The organism is Micromonospora sp. DT228, from assembly GCF_049841595.1.
In the GTDB taxonomy this organism is placed as follows: domain Bacteria; phylum Actinomycetota; class Actinomycetes; order Mycobacteriales; family Micromonosporaceae; genus Micromonospora.
Genome location: NZ_JBNCKO010000032.1, coordinates 16,170 through 37,606, shown reverse-complemented (window position 1 = coordinate 37,606; position 21,437 = coordinate 16,170). Strand labels below are relative to the sequence as shown.

Annotated in this window: 12 protein-coding genes; 7 read left to right on the top strand and 5 right to left on the bottom strand. The window is 66.3% G+C overall.

Annotation, left to right across the window (positions count from 1 at the left end):
• Window positions 1-246: 246 nt before the first annotated feature.
• Window positions 247-663 carry a hypothetical protein gene (locus ACLQ29_RS34375; protein WP_425775536.1) on the bottom strand — a complete coding sequence of 139 codons (417 nt, stop codon included), beginning with the start codon at window positions 661-663 and terminating at the stop codon, window positions 247-249.
• Entirely contained in the window at window positions 660-3,122 is a 2,463-nt protein-coding gene (locus tag ACLQ29_RS34370) for an AAA family ATPase (protein WP_425775535.1), read from the bottom strand. Before ACLQ29_RS34370 ends, ACLQ29_RS34375 begins: the two co-directional genes overlap by 4 nt.
• 103 nt (window positions 3,123-3,225) lie before the next feature.
• On the opposite strand from ACLQ29_RS34370, the gene ACLQ29_RS34365 reads away from it, so the two are divergent.
• From ACLQ29_RS34365 to ACLQ29_RS34335, 7 genes are read left to right on the top strand one after another with little or no spacing between them, the layout of a single operon-like run.
• On the top strand, window positions 3,226-4,026 hold the full coding sequence (locus tag ACLQ29_RS34365) for a hypothetical protein (protein WP_425775534.1): 801 nt from the start codon (window positions 3,226-3,228) through the stop codon (window positions 4,024-4,026).
• A complete protein-coding gene (locus ACLQ29_RS34360; protein WP_425775533.1) occupies window positions 4,023-5,153 on the top strand; it encodes a hypothetical protein in 1,131 nt (376 codons plus the stop codon). Before ACLQ29_RS34365 ends, ACLQ29_RS34360 begins: the two co-directional genes overlap by 4 nt.
• A complete protein-coding gene (locus ACLQ29_RS34355) occupies window positions 5,150-6,664 on the top strand; it encodes a hypothetical protein (RefSeq protein ID WP_425775532.1) in 1,515 nt (504 codons plus the stop codon). The genes ACLQ29_RS34360 and ACLQ29_RS34355 overlap by 4 nt, the downstream gene beginning before the upstream one ends.
• Window positions 6,665-6,700: 36 nt before the next feature.
• Window positions 6,701-8,581 carry a GmrSD restriction endonuclease domain-containing protein gene (locus ACLQ29_RS34350; RefSeq protein WP_425775531.1) on the top strand — a complete coding sequence of 627 codons (1,881 nt, stop codon included), beginning with the start codon at window positions 6,701-6,703 and terminating at the stop codon, window positions 8,579-8,581.
• A 27-nt stretch (window positions 8,582-8,608) separates the two neighbouring features.
• Window positions 8,609-9,943, top strand: coding sequence for an AAA domain-containing protein (locus ACLQ29_RS34345; protein ID WP_425775530.1), 1,335 nt, complete (start codon window positions 8,609-8,611; stop codon window positions 9,941-9,943).
• 54 nt (window positions 9,944-9,997) lie between these two features.
• The gene (locus ACLQ29_RS34340; protein WP_425775528.1) at window positions 9,998-13,057 is read left to right on the top strand and encodes a BPTD_3080 family restriction endonuclease; all 3,060 of its coding nucleotides are present in this window, start codon (window positions 9,998-10,000) and stop codon (window positions 13,055-13,057) included.
• 23 nt (window positions 13,058-13,080) lie between these two features.
• A complete protein-coding gene (locus tag ACLQ29_RS34335) occupies window positions 13,081-15,729 on the top strand; it encodes a site-specific DNA-methyltransferase (RefSeq protein ID WP_425775527.1) in 2,649 nt (882 codons plus the stop codon).
• A 9-nt stretch (window positions 15,730-15,738) separates the two neighbouring features.
• On the opposite strand, the gene ACLQ29_RS34330 is transcribed toward ACLQ29_RS34335, so the two are convergent.
• From ACLQ29_RS34330 to ACLQ29_RS34320, 3 genes are read right to left on the bottom strand one after another with little or no spacing between them, the layout of a single operon-like run.
• Complete coding sequence (locus ACLQ29_RS34330) at window positions 15,739-18,489, bottom strand: ATP-dependent helicase (RefSeq protein ID WP_425775526.1); 2,751 nt, start codon at window positions 18,487-18,489, stop codon at window positions 15,739-15,741.
• 56 nt (window positions 18,490-18,545) lie between these two features.
• Window positions 18,546-19,523, bottom strand: coding sequence for a phosphotransferase (locus tag ACLQ29_RS34325; protein WP_425775525.1), 978 nt, complete (start codon window positions 19,521-19,523; stop codon window positions 18,546-18,548).
• The gene (locus ACLQ29_RS34320) at window positions 19,523-20,896 is read right to left on the bottom strand and encodes a tetratricopeptide repeat protein (RefSeq protein WP_425775524.1); all 1,374 of its coding nucleotides are present in this window, start codon (window positions 20,894-20,896) and stop codon (window positions 19,523-19,525) included. The genes ACLQ29_RS34325 and ACLQ29_RS34320 overlap by 1 nt, the downstream gene beginning before the upstream one ends.
• Between the last annotated feature and the right edge of the window lie 541 nt (window positions 20,897-21,437).

Below are 21,437 nucleotides of genomic sequence, written 5' to 3'. Positions count from 1 at the left end.
GCTCGGCTTGCCCGGGTCGATGGCAGACAGGATGGCCCACCCCCACCACCCACAGAGCCGGCGGCCGCAGGCGGCCTCCGGCCATCCAGGAGCCGGAGCGCCCCCGCCGGAGGCGTTCTAACCTCGATCGACCGGCGTCCAGCTTGCCGACCAGTTGGCCTCCCTCCAGCGGCCCGGGTTGCCCAAACCCTCAATCGGTCCAACCCAGCAGCCCGCACGCGCCTTGGTGCACCGCATCTACCCAGGTCAGTCGTGGTCATCGGATCCCCGTTCGCGCCCAACTCGCGCCACAGCGAGGTCACTGATGACCGTTGCGACCATCTCCCGCAGTCGGCGCAGTTCTCCCGCAGTTAGACCAAGCTCGTAGCAGTGGTGGTGGCCAGCGCGGGACAGCGCCGACCAGGCGTATCCAGCGCGGGCGGCGAGGGACCGGCCAGCGTAGCGGTCGAGGATCAGGAACTGCGGCGATCGGGCGCGCATCGGTAACACTTCGGGGTGGCAGCGCCGCCAGTAGTCGTCCATAGCGGCCTCGAGCGCGAGCCGAAGGAGCCAGGCGCACGCTCGTGGCCAGGCGCCGCGCGTGCCCCGCACGACGCTGGTGAGCAGTTGGTCCGCGGCGTCCAGGCAACCCTGCGGGGCGGCCACGATCGGGCCGGCGGTCATCGCAGGTGCTCCGAGAGTCGGCGCGCGTCTCGAACCAGCACGTCGAGGTCGAACGTGCCCGGTCCGTGCACACCCTGTTTGCAGGCCTGGAACGCATCACCGGCCCACCCACCGAAGCGGTTGATTCGGCCGAGCACGTCCTTACCGCGGTGCAGATCGCCGAAGAGCGCCAGTGCCGTCACCTGGTTGAGCGTCAGTGCCTTCTCGATGAGTTCCTCAACGTCGCCGTGGCGTTCACCGCGCGCGATCCGCTCCCGCCGGATCCGCTCATGGCAGGCCGCCTCAAGAGCTGAGCGGCAGAAGCCGGAGACCAGGGGGTAGCGGGCGTTGTCGGCCAGTTCCTCAGCCTTGAGGATCGCGGTGGCGTCATTGAGGTACCGCTCGACCGGGTCGCTGTTCTTCCGGATTTCCACCACCGATTCGTCCCGCCGGGTGACCGCCCAGATGGTGGCCTCGATGCGCAGCCGGCGTACCGCCTCGGGCAGTCGGTTGTCGTGGGTGAAGACCACGACCTGCCGGGTCTCCGCCAGGCTGGCCAGCACCTGCGCCAGGCCGTCGACCTTCGACGGGTCCATGCTCTGGACCGGGTCATCGATGATGACAAACCGGAACGGGCTGTCGTCGGCGCAGGCACGAGGCAGGAACACCGACAGACCGAGAGCCTGGAGCTCGCCCTGGCTCATGACCGCCATGGCGGAGGTGGCGGTGCCGTCAACCTTGGCGGGGAAGGAAATCTTTCGGCGGGTGTTGGTGCCGTCGAGGCGCATCCCGCTCAATTCGACGTTGCTCTCCTGACGTAGCTCATCCCAGATCTCCTGGGACCGCTGAGCAAACGGTTGGAACCGCTGGTCGCGCAGCGCGCTGATCGCGCTCTTCAACCAGTCCCGGGCGGCGTTGACGCGCTTGAGCTTCGCCTCGTTCTCGGCGGCAACCCGCGCCCGGACCAGCCAGTCCTCCAGAGCCACGGCGTGCTCACGCCAGGTGTCGTGGCGGTGTCGGAGCCACGCGCTCGCCGCCTCCTGCAACTCCACGAACGCCTCGAGCAGCGGCGGATAGGTCGCCTGAAGGTCTCCGGCGAGCTGGTCGTCTGAAAGCTGGCCGGTAGCAGGGTGGAGCTCATCCGCCCGTGAGCGGAACCGCTTCACCACGTCAGCCTGGTCGAGGGCGCCGGCCAACACCTCCAAATCGTCGGTACTGATCCGTCGGTCGAGGTCGAGCAGCCTCGCGACCCGGGCCCGTGCGTCCTGAAGCCGTCGGTGTCCCGCCTCCACGGCGACGGCGTCGCGCTGAAGCTTCTCGAGAGTGTCGCCGGCGTGAGTGCGCCAGTCGGCGTCCAGGGTCCCCAAGCCACAGACGGGGCAAGGGCCGCCACCGTGCTCGTCGTGGAAGGTGACTGCCATGCGGAGCAGCTGGGCCGCCTGGTCGGCCGTGCCGGCCCGGGTGGCGCTGAGGTCGGCCACCTGTGCTGCCGCAGCCAGCAGCTCATTCGACACCTCGTCGGCGTAGGCCACGTCCGGAAGCGCTACGGCGACCAGGCGGCGGGCCGCGACCGCGACCGGGTCGCTGAGGTCGCTGCCGACGTCGGCGAGCAGCTGGTCGAGTGCATCGAGGTCGGGAGCCCGCTTCGCGAGGAGCGCGAGCGCTGTCTGGGCCCGCGGGTCGTCGACACCGGTGAGCGCGGCACGGAGCGCATCGCGCGCCGACCTGACGACGGCGATCTGATCACTGAGATCTTTGCGAATCCGCATCAGCCGCTTGTCGGCGTCGAGGATCGGGTCCATGCCGAGAATCGGGGCCAGCGCGTCGAAGAGCCCGCTGGGCGTGGACGTGACGAGCCGGGCGAGGTCGCTCGCGGTGAGGAACGGCCGGTAGACCTCGAGCGGTTGCTGCCAACCCAGCTCAGCCGTCTTCTCATAGCGGTTGCCGTCATCGGCCAGGATGTTGCTGACGCCCTGGTGTGCCTGCGTGTGGTCATCGCGCCACGATCGGCGTACCCGGATGGGTTTCGCGGCTCCATCGGCGCGCAGCACCACCTCGATCTCGCAGGGCGACCCGCAATGCAGGTTTCGCCAGCCGTCCTTGAAGACGCTGTTACGGTCGGCCCAGCGCGCGCTGTCGCCGGTCAGGGCCAGCTCGGCGGCCTCCGCATAGCTCGACTTGCCCGAGCCATTTCGACCCACGACGAGGCTGAGCCCCGCGTGCGGCTGCAGCCGGAGGCTCTGCTGTGGACCAACTCCTCGGAAGCCTGCGACGGAGATCGACTCGAGGTAGAGCGGCTGTGGACGCGGTCTCGTCGACGGGTCCCGGGCCGGCAGTTCGACGGCATCTCCACCCAGAACGGCGGCAAGCTGCTCATCCCCGACGTAGGCGGCGAGCACAAGATCTACGAGGTTGTCGGGGACGTTGTCCTCGGCCAACCGGTCGAAAACCTGGTCAAGTAGCGACTGGTCCGGGGCCATACGGGTCTCCCTTCAAGGGCCGACGGTAAGTACTGTTGCCCACACCAACAACCTCCTCGACGGGTGATTGCTGGAATACACTGGAACTTGTACCATGCTCCTCATGGGCGAGTCCATAGAAAGCCTCGAGCGTCGGATTGAAGACCTGCGAACAGCGGTTCGTCGGGCCGTGATCGCGCGTGACGCCGCCCGAACGCGAGCGATGCGGGCTGAGCTACGAGCCGCCGAAAGTGAGTGGGAGAAGGCGCTCGCGGATCTGGCCGACTCAGCAGAGGATCACGCCTCAGCTGCCAAGTCTGACGCGCCGCTGGTCCCGGTGCGCGAGCAGGTGCACCATGCGCTCACCCTGCTGTCCGTGCCGGCCGCACCCAAACTGATCGCCGAAGTGCACGCCGCCTTCTATTGTGCCGGAGCTACTGGGATCGCGGCGGGCAAGCTCACCCACCTGCGCCGCGACGAAGAGCGGTCCTTCCGCACGGCGCGGCATTCCCGGCCGTACTACCTCTGCTCGGCGCTGACCGCTGAGCACCTGGCGCCGGCCCGCGGCCTGCTCGCCGTATCTACCTGGCCACTCGATCGGCGCATCATCGGGCCACTAAGCCCGCGTGTCGACTTCCTGACAGCTGCAATCAGAGTGGCGGAACGGGCGACCAGGATGTCTGAGCAAGATCCGAGCGTCGGTAGGCTCCTCTGGAGATTTGCGACCACGATTCCGGGGGCGGCCAAACCGCATGGAGCGGTAGACGCGGTCACGGTCACGGAGGCGGCTCAGGCCGAGCTCGAGGTGCACGCGGCCGCCGACCAGTTGCAGCGAACGGCTGCGGCAGAGCGTGCCCGCCGGCAGATGGACGAGGCCGAGCAGCTTTTCGGCAGCAAGCTGCACCTACTCAGGGGGACGGCATGACCAACGTCGGCCAGCGATTGGCGACGATCCGAGGTGGTGGTGCCGCGAGTCGCCACAACGCTCGAACCATCGCCGCCCTGACCACTAACCCGGGCTGCGCCCGCAGAGCGGTGCTTGACTGCGCCAGTGTCGACAAGCAGCGCCTGGCCGCCTACATCGACTACCCGGCCCGGTTCGGTCAGTCACAGTTCGCGATCACGCGCGGCAACGCCTTCGAGGCGCAGGTCAAGGCTAACGGTTGCGCCCAATTGCTGCAGTTGCTGCGAGAACGGCTCGACCTGGAGATTCCCGAGGTCTCCTACGACGACTTGGAGTCGGTCGCCGGCCGTGAGAGCCAGGACGTCCGGTACGCCCGGTCACGCGCCCTGCTCACGCGAGCTGCGGCCCAGGCCGACGGAGCTGGCACGCTCTTTGACCACCCGCTGCTACGGCTGGCGGTTGCCGGCCAGCAGGCCTACCTGGAACCGGACCTGATCGCGTTCCAGCACGATGGGCAGTTCCACGTCGTGGAGATCAAGTCGTTCGCGGTCATCGACGGGCAGGCCGACTCGGGCAAGGTGGCCAGCGCCGCGATTCAGGCTGCCGTCTACGTGTTGGCCATGCGTGAGCTGCTCGGCGAGGCGGGGTTCGACCCGGAGATCGTGTCGCACGATGTCGTGCTGGTCTGCCCGCGAAACTTCTCGAACCAGCCGATGGCGGTCCGGATCGACGTCCGCAAGCAGCTCGCCGTGCTGCGTCGGCAGCTGTCCCGGATGACCCGGATTGATGCGCTGCTGGCTGACCTTCCGGCCACGCTCAGCTTCGACTTCGCGCCCGACGGCAACGGGGTGCCCACCCGTTCGCCGGCTTCGCTGGTCGCTGCGCTCGAAGCCGTCGAGGCCCGGTACTCGCCGGAGTGTCTGGCCAGCTGCGAGCTCGCGTACTTCTGTCGGCATGAGGCTCGCGGCTGCACGGCTGCGCTGGGTAAGTCCGCTCGGGAGGAGATCGGCGGCATCGAGCGAGTGGAGACGGCGTTGGCTATCGCCCGCAACCAGCTCGTGCCGTCGGAGGACCAGGAGGAGGCCGCCGAGCTGCTCCGTGCCGCCGCGCGGTTGCGGGCTGAGTTGATGAGCGGGATGGCCGGATGAGCACCCTGACCAGCCTGGCACGGGCCGAGGCCGTGATCGAGGGCATCGCCCAGCGAACCACCACCGTGCGCCACCTGCACGTCGCCGATCGACCTCTGGTTTTCATCCCGCTCACCATGGCGGGCGAGGCCAACGCGCCGCTTGCCGCGATGGTGGGCGATGACCGGAACGATCCGACGCTGCTGATCGTGCCGCAGCCCCGGAACCGCGACCAACGGTTCGCGTTCGCCGCCGAGCTGGCTGGGGTCGTAGTTCCCTATGTCCACAGCTTCTACAGCGATGTGGAAGCTGTGCCGACGAACAGGGGCAAGGACACTCGCCACCGGTACGCCGACGCGCCACAGCTGCTCGTGCCCAACCCTGGTGGGGTGGGCTTTACCCGGCTCTTCGGCCGGTCCACCCGGTTCCGCCGCATTGACGGCGACTACCCGGTGGATCCCTCGGTGCCGCTGCTCGGGCGGTGGCTCACGTACTTCTTCGAGCGTGCGGAGCACCCGGGCTCCTCGACGCTGCTGGCTATGACGCAGGCGCTCTCGATGCACTGGGCCACCGGTCAGAGCCCACTTGAGGACGCTCAGCTGGCCGCGCTCCTGGCCTGGATCACGCCTCCGCCGGGCATGACCGGCGCCGAAGCGGCCTCTGCGGCCGAGGATCCTGTGAACTGGCCGCCGGCCGGTCCGGCGACCGACCCGACTTTCGACAACGAGGTGCTGGCTCCGGCCATGGCCGCGTACGACCGGGCGGTGGCCGCCGATTCGCAGGTGGCCCGGCGTCGCGACGAGCTGGAGGACATCCTGCGTTCGCAGCTTGAGCCGACCTGGCGGCAGATGTGGCAGGCAATCTCGCTGCTGCGGGAGCTGCCCGCCGGAGCGCACGTTCCCAGCCGTTGGGCGGAAGACCGGGACGCCTTCACCAACTTCACTGAGTACCTTGACGAGGGCGGTTTCCCGCAGCCTCGCCGCGACGGAGCGGTTGTCGCGGCCAGGAAGCTGCACCGCATGGAGCGAGCGCTGACCTCGTACGACGTGCAGCGCGCGCACGACGACCCGATGGTGATGGCCGACTACCGGCTCACCGGTGAGGCGTTCGTGGGTGAGGTGACCATCGCCCAACCGACGCGGATCGACGACAGCGGGAAGCGGCGCGCGTTGCGGCCGTGGATCGCGCTGACCACCACCGACCCGGTGCTGGTCACGCCAGGCACGACGCTGTCCTCACCCGAACAACCCAATGGGCAGAAGGCGCGGGTGATGTCGGTGGCTCAGCGCGACGACGGGACAACCGCGGTCGTGTTGGAGCTGACCGGCGGGATGGGTCGCTCGCTCACCCCGGCCCCCGGCACCGTGCCGGAGGTGGGGAAGCGGCTCTGCTACACCACGCTCAGCGACTCCTTTATGCCGCCGGGCGCCTTCCCGTCTCGGGAGGAGACGCCGTGGACCCACGGCGGCCCACCGGCGCCCTACGAAGACAGCGCACCAACTGCCGAGGACGCCCGCGAAGAGTGGTCATGATCTACGCCATGGCTGCAGATGATGAGGAGAAGCGACATGCCCTTTGAGAGCCCTGACTGGCCGCTGGCGGACCTTCTTCGCGACATCCGCGCCGGCAAGGTTCAGCTTCCTGACTTTCAGCGTGACTGGAAGTGGGATGACCCGCGAATCGCGAGCCTCCTTGCGACGATCACGCGCGGCTACCCCATCGGAGTCGTGATGACGCTGGAGACAGGCGGCGATGGGGCGCGCTTCAAGCCTAAGCCGCTGGCGGGAGTACAGACCCAAGGGCTGGTAGAGCCGGAGCAACTGCTCCTGGACGGGCAGCAACGGCTGACCTCACTCTTCCAATCCCTCATGTCCGGTAAGCCAGTCGACACGACGGACCCTCGGGGGAAGCGGCTCAAGCGTTGGTACTACATCAACATCGAGCAGGCTCTCGGCGATGAAGGAGACCGCGAAGACGCCATCATCGGCGTGCCGGAGGACAAGCAGATTCGGGACGACTTTGGACGCAAGATCGTGGCCGACTTCAGCACGATGGAGCAGGAGTGCGAGGCGGGGATGTTCCCGCTGCGGCTGGCCTTCGACGAACACGGGAAGGTGGACTGGCTGCTGCAATACATCGGCACTGATCCAGTTCGCCGCGCTCGTTGGCAGCAATTCCAGACGGTAGTGCTGCAAAATCTTTCAACCTACCTTGTACCGATGATCAAACTCACAAGATCAACGCCGAAGGAAGCCGTCTGCACCGTCTTTGAGAAGGTCAACACCGGCGGTGTCCCGTTGAACGTCTTCGAGCTCCTCACGGCTACTTACGCTGGCGACCAGAACTACTTCGCAGAGCACGGCGCCGACTTCCGACTCAACGACTACTGGGTTGAGGTACAGCACCGCCTGTCGTCCTACCGAGTGCTGCGCAACTTGGAGAATACCGACTTCCTGCAGGCCGTCACGCTGCTCGCCACCTACGAGCGGAAGCGCATTCACACGGGCGACCCGCGTCAGGCACCGGGTGTCAGTTGCAAGCGTAGGGACATCCTGCGGCTTAGGCTCTCAGAGTTTCTTGCCTGGGCGCCTCGGGTGACCGAGGCGCTCGAGTGGGCTGCCGCCTTCCTGGCGCAAGAGCACATCTTCGACGCGCGGGATATCCCCTACCGCACCCAGCTCGTGCCGCTTGCTGCCGTCCGCGCCGCAGCCGGCGATGATGCCTCACTACTCGGCAACGATGCCAAGCTGCGGCAGTGGTTCTGGTGCGGGGTCCTCGGTGAGCTTTACGGCGGCACTACCGAAACAAGGTTCGCCCGTGATTTGGAGCAGGTACTCGCCTGGTTGGCAGGGGGTAAGGAGCCAATCACCGTCGCCGAGGCGGCCTTCCACGAGGAGCGGCTCTACACGCTGAGGACGCGCAACAGTGCGGCGTACAAGGGCATCTATGCCCTGCTAATGCGCCAAGGCGGACGAGACTGGATGAAGAGCGAGGCGCTCAACATGGCTTCGTTCTACAACTACAAGGTCGACATCCACCACATCTTCCCGAAGGCTTGGTGTGACAGGAACCGCATCGACCCGGTAGACCGCGAGAGCATCGTCAACAAGACCGCTCTCTCACGCCAAACGAACATCCGGATTGGTGGCCAGTCCCCGGCCACCTATCTGCCGAAGATCGAGAAAGCGGCCCAGATCACTTCGGCTCAGCTCGACGCGGTTCTGCAGTCCCACGCGATCGATCCCAAGCACCTACGCGCTGCAGACTTCGAGGCCTTCTTTGACGCCCGCACGGAAGCGCTGCTTGAACTGGTGGAAGGAGCAATGGGTAAGAGGGCAGTCCGCAGCGACGAGACGTCGGGAGTTGGCGACGAGTCTCCAGAGGCTTTCGATCTTGAGCCTGAAGAGCCAGAGGATGACCTCGTTCTTGTGGAGAGCCGCCATGCCTAACGGCCACGAGCGACGGGACGGGCAGGCATGACTGGGACCGCCGAGCTGGCCTCGCCGTCGGTCCAGGCCGAGCGGGTCATCGCCGAGGTGCTGGCCGACCTGCGCTCCGGCCTGCACGACGGCGTCGTGGTCGACTCGCCGCCAGGGGCCGGTAAGTCGACCCTCGTCGTCCGCGCCGCCGCCGAAATCGCCCGCGCCGGCGAGGCGCTGATCGTGATCGCGCAGACCAACGAGCAGGTCGACGACCTGGTCGACCGCCTGGCGCAGAAGGCACCCGACCTGCACATCGGGCGGCTCTCGGCAACCGACTACGTGGCGGCCGACCGCATCAAGCAGTACGCCACCGTCCGGGTCGCCGCCAAGGTCGCCGACCTCGGTGGTCCGTCCGTCATCATCGGTACGGCCGCGAAGTGGGCCATGGTGACCGACGGCTGCTGGCCCTGGGCAATCGTCGACGAGGCGTACCAGATGCGGTCCGACGCCCTGCTACGCGTGGCCGGCCGGTTCGAACGGGCACTGTTCGTCGGCGACCCCGGCCAACTCGACCCCTTCTCCACCGTCGTCACCGAGCGCTGGACCGGGCTGACCTGGGACCCGATGCAGTCCGCGGTGGCGGCCCTGCTGCGGCACAACCCCGACCTGCCGGTGCACCGGCTGCCGGTGTCGTGGCGACTGCCTCCCTCGGCAGCGCCGGTGGTGGCCCAGGCGTTCTACCCCTTCACCGGGTTCCGGGCCGGCACAGACCCTGGCGAGCGGTCACTGTCGTTCACCACTTCTGCATTCGGACACGGGCCGATCGACGCGGCGGTGGAAACGGCCGCAGCGACAGGGTGGGGGCTCTACGAGCTCCCGGCGCGGCACACGCTCCGTACCGATGCAGAGGCGGTCGCGGCGTGCGCAGCCCTGGCACGTCGTGTGCTGGAGCGGGGAGCGATCGCCACCTCGGAACGCGAACCGAGTGGCGCGTCCGTCACCGCAGCTCGGATCGCGATCGGCGCCGCCCACCGCGACCAGGTCGCCGCGATCCGCAACCAGCTCGGCGCGGCCGGCGAAGACGTCACCGTCGACACCGCCAACCGGCTGCAGGGCCGGGAGTACGACGTGACGATCGTGCTGCACCCGCTGTCGGGACGGCGGGACGCCAGCGCGTTCCACCTGGAATCGGGGCGGCTCTGCGTGCTGACGTCTCGGCACCGGCAGGCCTGCATCGTAGTGGCGCGGGCGGGGATTGCCGAACTGCTCGATGCACATCCGTCGAGCGAGCCGGTTCACCTCAACGTGCCGGTGAAGTTCCCCGACGGCTGGGAGGCGAACCAAGCCGTGCTCGCGCACCTGGCAGGGCACCGCATCTCCGGCCACTGATCCCGCTTCCAGCTAACGCTTGTTCCTGAACCAGCATCCACCAAAGGTGCCAACATGCCAGACCCTTCCACGCTCACCCCGGACCTCAGCAATCCGATCATCAATTCGCCGTATCAACCGCCGGAGCACTACTTCGAGATCGGTGAACACGGCCCCACCGGCAAGCTCCTCCCCGGTCGCCGGCCAAGCGAGTCCTTCATCCCGGTTCCAGTCAGCAAGAAGGGACGCAAGAACGCGGTTCAGCAGGCCTTCGACTTCGACGTCACCGGTGAGCGGCGTGAGTCGAACACTCTGATCAATGACATCCGGCTTGCCGTGGAGCGCTGGCGCGCCAACAACTGGAACGGCGTCACGCCGTACACCAGGAAGCTGCTGGCCCACTGGGCGCCCGGTCCGCATCGGGACGACGCCGTGCTGTTCTGCCAGCGCGAGGCGGTCGAGACCGCGATCTTCCTCGCCGAGGTCGCTGGGCGTCACGGCACGGCCGATTACCGCCGACGCCTGGAGCCGGAGAATCGGCTACATAACGACGGCTTGCCACGGGTCGGTCTGAAGATGGCGACGGGGTCTGGCAAGACGGTGGTCATGGCAATGCTGATCGCCTGGCAGACCATCAACAAGGTGATGACGCCACGGGACACCCGCTTCGCCAAGCGCTTCCTCGTGGTGGCGCCGGGGGTGACAATCCGCGATCGCCTCGGCGTCCTCCACCCCGAACGGGACGACAACTACTACCGCGAGCGGGACCTGATTCCTTCTGACCTGTGGGAACCGCTGCTTCAGGCTCAGGTCCAGGTCGTCAACTACCACACCTTCCTGCCCCGGGATGCCAAGGAAATCCAGGGCGTCTCCAGCAACACCCGCAAGCTGCTGCGGGGTGGACGACCGGACATGCCCGATGCCTTCCGGGAGACCCCGGAGATGGTCGCCGACCGGGTGCTGCGGCCCTTCGGCTCCACCGAGGGTGGCATCGTCGTACTCAATGACGAGGCCCACCACTGCTATCAGGACAAGCTTCTGGAACACCCCGACGACGACGTGGACAGGGAAGACGAGGAGCGCAATCGTGAGGCCCGCGTATGGTTCCGCGGCCTGTTGGATCTGAGCCGCAAGACGAAGGTTAAGTCGGTGTTCGACCTCTCGGCGACGCCGTACTACCTGAAGGGCTCTGGCTACAACGAGGGCTACATCTTCCCCTGGGTCGTCAGCGACTTTTCGCTGATGGACGCCATCGAATCCGGCATCGTCAAGATTCCGCGAGTACCCGTCGACGACGACGCGGCCACCCGGCAGCCGGTGTACCTCAACCTCTGGGACAACATCAAGCCACCGCTGCCAAAGCGTCGGAGCAACAAGGGCGCGGATTTCGGGCCGCAGGGCTGGGTCATGCCGGAGACGCTGGAAGGGGCCCTCCGCAGCCTCTACCGGAGCTACGAGCAGAACCATCGACGGTACGACGAGACCCTGGCAGCGGCCGGCGAACCGCCGCCCGTGCTGATCGTGGTGTGCCCCAACACGATCGTCTCCAAGTGGGTCTTCGACTGGATCGCGGGTCGCGAGGTCGAGCACCCCGACGGGTTGACGCGACTCGCGGCTGGCAATCTGCCATTGCTCAGCAATGTCGATGACGGCGTATGGACACCCCGTCAGAGGACGATTTTGGTCGACTCCGTAGCGCTGGAATCCGGAGCCCCGCTCGGTCCGGAGTTCCGCAAAGACGCCGCTCGCGAAATCGAGGCGTTCAAGCAGGCCTACCGCCTACGCGATCCCGGCGCCGACGTCGACTCCCTCACCGACGGTGATCTGCTGCGCGAGGCGATGAACACCATCGGCAAGAGGGGCAAGTTGGGAGAGCACATCCGTTGCGTCGTCTCCGTCGCGATGCTTACGGAGGGTTGGGACGCCAACACTGTCACCCACATCCTCGGCGTACGCCCGTTCCGCAGCCAACTGCTCTGTGAGCAGGTGGTGGGGCGCGGACTCCGCCGGCGCAGCTACGCGGTGAACGCTGAGGGCCGCTTCGAGCCGGAGTACGCCGAGGTGTACGGCGTCCCGTTCGCATTCATTCCCAGCGACCGGGTCATGCCGAAGCCAAAGTTGACCCGGCCGGCCGTCGAGGTCCGCGCGCTGCCCGAACGGTCGCACCTCGCGATTCGCTTCCCGAAGCTGGACGGCTACCGCGTCGAGCTGCCCGATGAGACTCTGCACGCCGACTTCACGGCCGAGTCCCGGCTACACCTCGACCAGCGCGAGGTCGCCCTGTGGGTGCAGAACCAGGGCGTGGTGGGCGCTGCCAGCGATATCGACCTAGAGGACATCCGTCTCGCGCGTCCCCAGCGCATCGTCTACTCGATCGCCAAGCGGCTGATCGAAGAGGAGCGGTACTTCGCAGCGCACGCGGGCGTGGAGCGGCCGTGGCTGTTCCCTCAACTGGTCGACATCTGCAAGCAGTGGTTGGAGCAGTGGGTGACGACCGACCCCGAGGTGACGAAGGGGCACCTGCTGCTGACACAGGCGCGCGCCCGGGCCGCGGAGAAGGTCTACTCCTCGATCATCCGGCTGCAGGACAACCGCACCGCGGTACTCATGCCGGTCGTCCGACGCATGGACGGTGAGGGGTCTACGGATGAGGTCCGCTACCTGACCCGCAAGGCAGTCATGGATCCTCCGCCGGAGAAGTCGCACCTCAACCACGTCGTCCTGGACGGGGTGCGGGGAAATACCTGGGAGGAGGCCCTCGCCGAGATGCTCGAGCGCGACAAGCGGGTCTACTCGTACGTCAAGAACGAGCGACTCGGCTTCACCATCCCGTATGTATTCGAAGGCCGTAGCCACGAGTACGTGCCGGACTTCCTGGTGCGGCTCGTCACCGAGCCGGGCGACGTCGAGCGCACGCTCATCGTCGAGGTCTCCGGCGGGCGGAAGTCGCCCGGCCCCACCTGGGCCAAGGCCGACACCGCCCGGAACCAGTGGTGCGCCGCCGTCAACAACGCCGGCGACTGTGGACGCTGGGGTTACATCGAGGTTGGCAACCCCTTCGACGCGCACGCCGTGCTTCACACGGCCATCGAAAACCTGTACACCGACCGGCCGATCATCGGACTGCCCGCCTGATCCTGCGAAGGGAACCCGCACCTATGCCACCGCGGAAGAAGGCCACCGGGCCGACCCCCGTCAACGCCATCACCTACACCGACAAGCGAGCGAACCTGCCGACCGCTGACGCACACGATTTCGTGGACCCCGAGATCGAGAACCCGTTCGTCTTCAAGTACCCGCGGCCTCTCTACAGCCCTCAACTCGCGTGGCGCGGCAAGGAGGAGCAGGACCTCGCGGAGTACCTCGAGGGCAACGCTTCTCCGATCTACATTCAGGAGAAGATCGACCCACGGGTGCTCATCGAGAACCTCCGCCAGACCGCCGCACGGCCGGAGGATGAGCCAGAGCTGACCCTGTTCGACGCCTTCGACGGCTTGCCCGAACTCGACCTGGTCGACTTTTACCAGCACGAAGCCAACTGGTCAAACCGGATGATTCTGGGCGACTCGCTAAACGTCATGGCGAGCCTCGCGGAGCGGGAGCGCCTCCGCGGCAAGGTCCAGATGATTTACCTCGACCCGCCGTATGGCATCAAGTTCGGCAGCAACTGGCAGGTGTCGGCCCGCAAGCGCGACGTCAAGGATGGCAAGCTCGAAGACGCCACCCGCGAGGTCGAGCAGATTAAAGCCTTCCGCGACACGTGGGAGTACGGCATCAACTCCTATTTGACCTACCTGCGCGACCGACTCACGGTCGCTAGGGAGCTGCTTTCCGATAGTGGGTCCATCTTCCTCCAGATCGGCGACGAGAACGTCCACTTGGTGCGGTCGTTGATGGACGAAATCTTCGGAAGTGGCAATTTCGTAAGTTTGATCACATTCACCAGCACTACTAGCGCGACAGGGCGCTTCATCTCAGGGACCTCGTCTTTCCTTCTTTGGTATGCGAAAGATGCGGATAAAGTCAAGTACCGCCCGCTATACGCCCCCAAGGTCTTGGGCTCTGCGGGAGCAACCAAATATGATCAGCGAGATTCTAATGGACGCGAATACACGCTGGACAATCTGATGAGCCAGAGCCAGGGGCGCGCCAAGGGGGAAGGCGCTGCATCCTGGTTCCCTGTCGAGGTTGACGGCGAAGTCTTCCGGCCGACCATGCAAAGCCGTTGGAAGACAAACGAGCCAGGCATGTCCCGCCTGGTTGCGGCAGGGCGCGTGAAGCCTCAAGGAAAGACGCTCCGATATGTCCGGTATCTCGAGGATTTTCCTGCTGTGCCATTAAGCAATGTCTGGCCAGACACGGGTAGCGTTCAGAGTCGCACCGATCCGAAGATCTACGTGGTTCAAACCGCCACTACACTGGTCCAACGATGCATGCTCATGACGACCGATCCGGGAGATCTCGTACTCGATCCCACTTGCGGTTCCGGCACAACTGCTTTTGTAGCTGAGCAGTGGGGGCGGCGGTGGATCACGATCGACACGTCCAGGGTCGCGCTCGCTCTGGCACGTCAGCGGATCATGGGCAACCAGTTCCCTTGGTTCCTACTCGCCGACTCGCTCGACGGTCGCGCCAAGGAAGGTAAGTTGTCCGGCAACCCGCTTCCGCCCGCCGAGACGTCGGGCGACATCCGACACGGGTTCGTGTATGAACGTGTTCAACACATCACGCTAAAGTCGATCGCAAACAACCCGGACATTAAGGAGCGCATGAGCCGGACAGAAATCGAAGCGGCGATCAAGCGGCACGCCGAGTACGAACTGCTTTACGACAATCCAATCGAAGACAAGCGTAAGGTCCGGGTAGCAGGGCCTTTCACCGTGGAAAGCCTTTCCCCCCATCGCTCGATAGCATTCGCTGGAAGCGCAGTAGATGGCACCGGAGCCACCGCTGGGAATGATCAGGGAGCCACGAGCGGGAGCGCAGACTTCGAGCAATCGGTGGTTGGAAACCTCCGCGTTGCGGGCATTCAAAACGGCCGCAGGAACGAGCGACTACTGTTCAGCTCAGTCGATTCCTACGCTTCTCCCTACATTCAAGCGTTGGGCATCCGCGAAGACCCTGCCAGCGGTACACCCGGGCGCGTCGGCATAGCGATCGGCCCGCAGTACGGCACCGTCGGCCCATCGTTCATCAAGGACGCGGCGCGGGAGGCAAATCGCGCACGAGACGTCGACCTGCTCTGCGTCCTGGCCTTCGCCTTCGACCCAGCCGTCCTCGGTACTGCCGACGACGACTATGTGACCTCCGAGGAAGGCTTCGCCAACGTCGCCGCGGAGCGGCGGCTCGGTCGAGTACCGGTCCTGCTGGTGCGGATGAACGCCGACTTGGTGATGGGCGAGGAGCTCAAAAAGACCGGAGCGGGCAACCTGTTCACCGTCTTCGGCGAGCCGGATATCGAGGTGAAACGCCAGGACGACGAGCTGCGGGTGCTGCTGCACGGGGTCGATGTCTACGATCCGAACACCGGAGAGCTGCGCAGCAACGACACCGACCAGATCGCTCTGTGGATGATCGACACGGCTTATAACGGTGAGTCGTTCTTCGTCCGCCACTGCTACTTCACCGGTGGACAGGACCCGTACAGGCGGTTGAAGGCGGCGCTCAAGGCGGATATCGACCTGGACGTCTGGGAGAGCCTCTACCGCACCGAGTCGCGGCCGTTCGCCCGACCGGAGACCGGAAAGATCGCGGTCAAGGTGATCAACGACTACGGCGACGAGGTGATGAAGGTCTTCACCGTCTAACGGCGCTGTTCATCTGGCAGACGCGCAGATGGTACGTACCTCGCAGCGGCGGCAGCGGGGACCGGGGTTTGGCTTGTAGTCGCGCGCCTTGACGCGCGCGGCGGCCTCGGTTACCGCTGCCTCTGCCCGCTGCACCGCCTCCGCATCTACGAGGACTGGAAGGCGAGCGGAAGCCTTGAGGTCATGCACGTACGCCGCACGCACGTCGAGGCCTTCTCGTCGTGCAGCATCGGCGTAGACCTGAAGCTGTAGGGCGTACTCAGCTTCGCCGGCCGAGGTGGAGGTCTTGTAGTCAACGATCGCAAAGGCGTTGGTTATGCCACCTTCCTTATCGAGGATCACGTCGGCCCGGCCGGCGACGGTGACTCCGTCGAGGTGCAGCTCGAAGGGACGCTCCGTCTCCCAGATGCGGTACAGGTCCGCTTCGTGGTGCGTCGCGTACGCGAGGACAAGCCGGCGGGCAGCGTCCCGGAGCTGGCGGTGTGCGGCTTTGTTGGCGGTGGGCAGGAAGAAGCTTGCATTCAGGATCTCGTCGATCTGAGTCACGTCTGGCACCCGGCCGCTGGCCTTCGTCGCCTGAGCAACTGCGCGCATGACGTGGTGTACGGCCTTGCCGTAACCGAGCTCGGTAGCCAGGCGCGGCTGGAAGCCGATCAGCTCCCGTAGCCGGAACGCCTGACCACAGTCCACGAACGCCGCCAGCTGGCTGTAGGTCATCGAGATCGGCTCGTCGCTGCCGTGTCCGCTGCTCTCGATGGGCGGGAAGGCGACGTTCTCCGGCTTTACCTCAACCTGCACGATCTCCTGGTGGTACGGGCTGCGCGCCACCCGCCGCGTCGTCACCCGCTCATGGCGCGAGATCGAAAGCCAATCTCGTGCGCGGGTCATCGCGACGTAGAAGAGACGCCGCTCGTCAGCGTCCGAGCCCTCGTAGCGCACGGCGTCGAATTGATCACGAGGAACAAGCCACGACTGGGGCTGTCCCGTCCGGCTGGAGGGGAATCGGCTGGCGGTCACCGACGGTACGAACACCACCGGCCACTCCAGGCCCTTAGCGCGATGCACGGTCGTCAGGTCAACAGCGTCCAGAGCAAAGTCCACTTCTCCGTCGAAGCCTTCGTAGGCGCCCTGGGCGTAGTTGACCATGTGCAGCGCAAGGTTCCGGTAGTACCACATGCCGCGGTCTTGGCCGCCGACCTGCTCGGTGGGTGCGTCGGCGTCGGGCCGGGCACGGCGCCTGACCGATTCGTAATCGGCGAGCAGGGACGTGAAGCGTGCCAGGGTGCCGAGGCGGTTGATGGTCATCTCGTCGGTGAGGTCCCAGCCTCGAACCTCCAGCTCGAGGTACAGCTCGTACAACTCGCCGACCAGGTTCGCGGTGCGGTTGGTCCGCGGTACGGCGGCCTTCCATTCCCGGAGGAGTCGAACGACCTGACGCCGCGCAGGCCCCGACAGGTTGAAGACCCGCTCGTACTCGTCGAACAGGTCCGCGTCTCCGACCGGCTGGCCCGTGCCGAAGGCGCCACGCCACTCGGTGTCGGCGAGCCAGGCGAAGGTACGGCCGAGAACCCTCGCCTCCGGCTGGTCGAAGAGCCCGGAGCGGCCTCCGGGTTGCACCGGGATGCCGAAGGTGGCGAACTGCTCCACCAGGCGCGGGTACGCGGCCCTGCTTCGGACGAGCACAGCGATGTCTCGCAGCGGCACACCGTCGTCGACCAAGTCGAGGATGTAACTGACGATCCAGCCGGCCTCTTCGGTCTCCGTTTCGGCCGTCCACACCACGACCTCCGGCTGCGGGTTGTCGGCGGAGGGTCGGTGGGACAGCATTTGCTTGTCAATGCGTTCGGGGATTGTCTCGGCGAAGCGATTGGCCACGCCGATGATCTGTGGACGGCTGCGCCGGTTAACGGTGATCTCGAAGGTTGCCACGTCGGGGTAACGCTGCGGAAACGTCACGATGTTGGAAACGTCGGAGCCTCGCCATTGGTAGATAGCCTGCTGGTCGTCACCGACGACGCACAGCTCCACTTCCGGCCCGGTCAGCAACTCGATGAGCCGTTCCTGCGCCGGGTTGACGTCCTGGTACTCGTCGACGATCAGGTGGCGCAGCGTCGTATTGATCTCGGCTGCAAACGCCGGGCGCTCCAGTTCCCGCACGGCGCGAACGACCTGCTGGCCGTAGGTCAGCAGCCGATAGCGGTCAAGGGTCTCGTAGTAGTTGTCGAGGACAGACTTGACCGGGTCGGGCAAAGGATCAGTGTCGAGCAGCTCGTTCTCGACCACGTCGACCGCCTTGAGGAACGCCGCGATCGACGCAAAGAGCCGGTTCCCGGCATCGAGCTGGCGCAGCTCGAGTCGGTTCGCCTCTCGCGAGAGAAATGCCGTGAGCTGGTTGTCATCAAGTACGTCGTACGTCTCGTATCGAGGCACCCGCTGCTGCAGTAGGCGAAAGCAGAAGGCGTGAATCGTGCCGACGAACAGACCGTTCAACCGGTCGAGAGCTGCCTTGCCCAGGCGTCCTTCGACTCGCTGGACGATGCGATTCTTGAGCTCCTCGGCCGCTCGCGCGGTGAAGGTGAACGCGACGATCGCTTCTGGAGCCACGTCGTCGGCCAGGAGGTCTACGACTCGTTGAGACACAACTTCTGTCTTGCCTGCGCCCGCGGAGGCGATGATCTGGAGGTGACTACCTCGGTGACGCACCGCTTCCAACGCTGAACCCGTCAGCTGCGGAAATCCACTCCCAGCTCGCTCTGACACGACGTCTCCTGTCCGTTGGCTGGCTACGCGTGGCCGATGGCGAGGTACTCAGGGGACTATCGGTATCGACGCCATGTCGCCTTGAGGTCGTCGGAGAACAGGGATCTAAGACGATGCGCCAACTCGCGAGCTACGTCGGGACGGCCAGCAAGGGCGTCGATGGTGCTGGTAACCAGCTGCAGCTCCCGAACGCGGCGCAGGACCGACCAACCCGCCCAAGCGGTGATATCGATCCCGTAGGCAACGACGAAGCCTCGATATTCGGCGGCTGAGCGCCCGAACCGGGTAGCGCCGTGGGCGGTCGGCACGAGATCCCACTCCCGCGGTCCAATGCAGATCCCGTCCAAGTCGCAGAGCAGAGGCTCCGAGCAGGCGATCGCACCGTCATGCGGTGCCGGCAGGAGGATGTTCCCCGTGTGCGCGTCCCCGTGGATGACCGCCGGCGGCAGCCGCCACGCGACCCGATCGAGATCCTCTTCTACCTCGTCGCAACGCCGGTGAAGATCGCGTAGCAGATTGGCTGCCGGGATCCCCAGTTCCGTCCTCGACCAGCGCTCCAGCTCGGCGGCTTCCTTGGGTGGTAGCGCCCCGGCGGCGTTGAGACGCCGGCGGAACTTCTCGATCGGCGACCAGAGCGGCAGCGCTACATCGAGCCCGTCAAGGCTGTGGAGCGCACGGAGCGGTGCAGCGAGGTCCACCGGCTTGGGTTCGTCGCTGGCAGTCGGAACGTACTGCCACGCATTGGCGACCCAGTCCCCACTAAAGATCGGCTGAGCTGTCACGCCGGTGGCCAGCCGCACGGTAGGCATGCCGGCCTGCTCCAGACATGCCGCCACCGACACCACCCGGCGGGCGAGCGTCGCGGCATGGGGACCGGCAGCAAGTCGGATCACGAACGGAGGCGCCACGAAGACTGCGTTCATCGTGTACTTGACGAGCCTGGCACCATCCGGATCCACGCCGATCTGCGCACAGACGTCGCTCAAATGGCCATGGAGCTCAGCGGCGACAGCATCGCTGAGTGCGGTAGTCATCAGTCCGCCTGAAGCTCCGCGATCCGGCTGCCGAGAACAGCAAGCGCAGGTTCCCGCGCGGCCTGCGGCGCGGCAAGCTCCCAAAGTGCGTTCAGGCGATCGTTAACACGAGCTGATCGCATCCCATCCGCCACCAGGCCCACCGCCTTCATCCCGTACTCGCCAGCGGTTGCGAGATCACCGGCCAGAGTACTCGCCGTGGCGACCGAGATCGTGTCGAAGATGTACGACCGACGATCTTGCGGGCGGCGCAGCCGCACTGCCTGGTGGGAGTGCTCGGCAGCGCGGTCGACGTACCGCACGTGCTCGGGGTGACGGGCCAGGGCGGAGTAGACGACGGCGGACATTCCATGGACGTCAGCCTCGGTCAGCGCGAAGTGAGTCCAGGCCGGCGCGGTGTCCAGGTCTGTCTGATCAAGTTCGCGTCTTGCGCGGGCCAGACTGTCGACGACCTGGCGGTCAGCGCCGAGGAGCGCGTAGGCCCATGCGGTGTTGGCGTGCAGCATGGCGACGCTGGCATGACAGGCGGCTTGCTGCGCCGCGAGCTGCCCAAGGCCGAAGAGTTGCAATGCTTCTGCGGGCTGCTCCTGGTGCAGGCTGACCCGCCCGAGGCGGTACAGCGTGTTTGCCAGCAGTGGCAGCGAGTCAGTCCGTCGGGCCAGCACGAGGCTTTGGGTGAGATGCCGACGCGCCATGTCGTGATCGTCGAGATCGTGCGCCACCCAGCCGACGAGGTTGTGCAGCTCGGCGAGTGCGTCGTGCAGGGCGGCAGCCACCCCCTCGGTGCACCTCACCTGCAGTAGCTGCGTCGCCCATGCCACGTAGCCACGTGCGGACTGCAGGCACCGGCCTCCCCCGGCGGCAGCGTCGAGCCGGCGGTGAAAGGCGGTCACGGCTCGAACGGTGGCGACCTCGTCATGGCCGACCGCACCAGGGACCGCAACATCGTGGGAGCTGGGCAAATACCGCTCTACGCCGGCGGGTATGGCGCCTACCGCGATGCTCGCGACGACGCCGAGCAACTCGCGAGGGTCGACTGGGGCAACGACACCGGCCGGCTCGATCGACGTTCTCTGCCGGTAGTGATGAGCGTGGTCGTCGAGGGCGAGCCCCATGTAGTGGCGCGGGATAAGCAGCCCTTCGGCGATGCGCTCCAGTACGGCGTAGTCGGTGACGATGCGCCGGCCTGCGGCGATTTCTGAGACACGGCTGGCGCCCAAGCCCGTCGCGGCCGCGACCGAGGACCAGCTGAAGCCCCGTTCCTTGAGAAAGCCGAAGACGGCTCCGATGTCGTGGCGGGCGAGGTGTACGCGCATGGCGACGCCGCGATAGGTGCCCTCGTGCCACCACTGCGGTCTGACGACCCGCTGCATGGATGCCACCTCCTCCGGCTGCGGATACTGCGCAGAGTAGTCGTCCCCTGGCAAGATGTCCGCCCTGCCGCAGGCCCCCTAGCTGGCCATCTCACGGTGAGATGCCCACCGTGGGGCGCTCACCGGTGGCTAGCTGGTGACAGTGGGCATCGGCCAAGGTCGTTGCCATGCCAGCCAGACGCCATCGCCAGCTCCGGGTTCCCGCTCACAGGCGGGCGACCGGAGCAGACGAGTCTCCGTTCGGTGAGGACGGCCGTCACGAGGCTGGCGTGGACGGGTTCGGGGTGGGTGCTGTGCAGGCGGCCCGCTCACCTCGGACCAGCGCGCGGCAGGAGAGCACGCAGGCGTTGACCCGAGACGTCGGCAGCTTTCCCGCCCGCGTACACCGGAGGTCTGTGCTGCTCGGGATCGTCGTCCCCCGTGCGATCCCGCGCCGGACCACTGGTGCCGTGGGGGGGGGGGGGGGGGCGCGCGGCCCCCCCCCCCCCCCCCCCCCCCCCCCCCCCCCCCCCCCCCCCCCGCCGCCCCCCCCCCCCCCCCC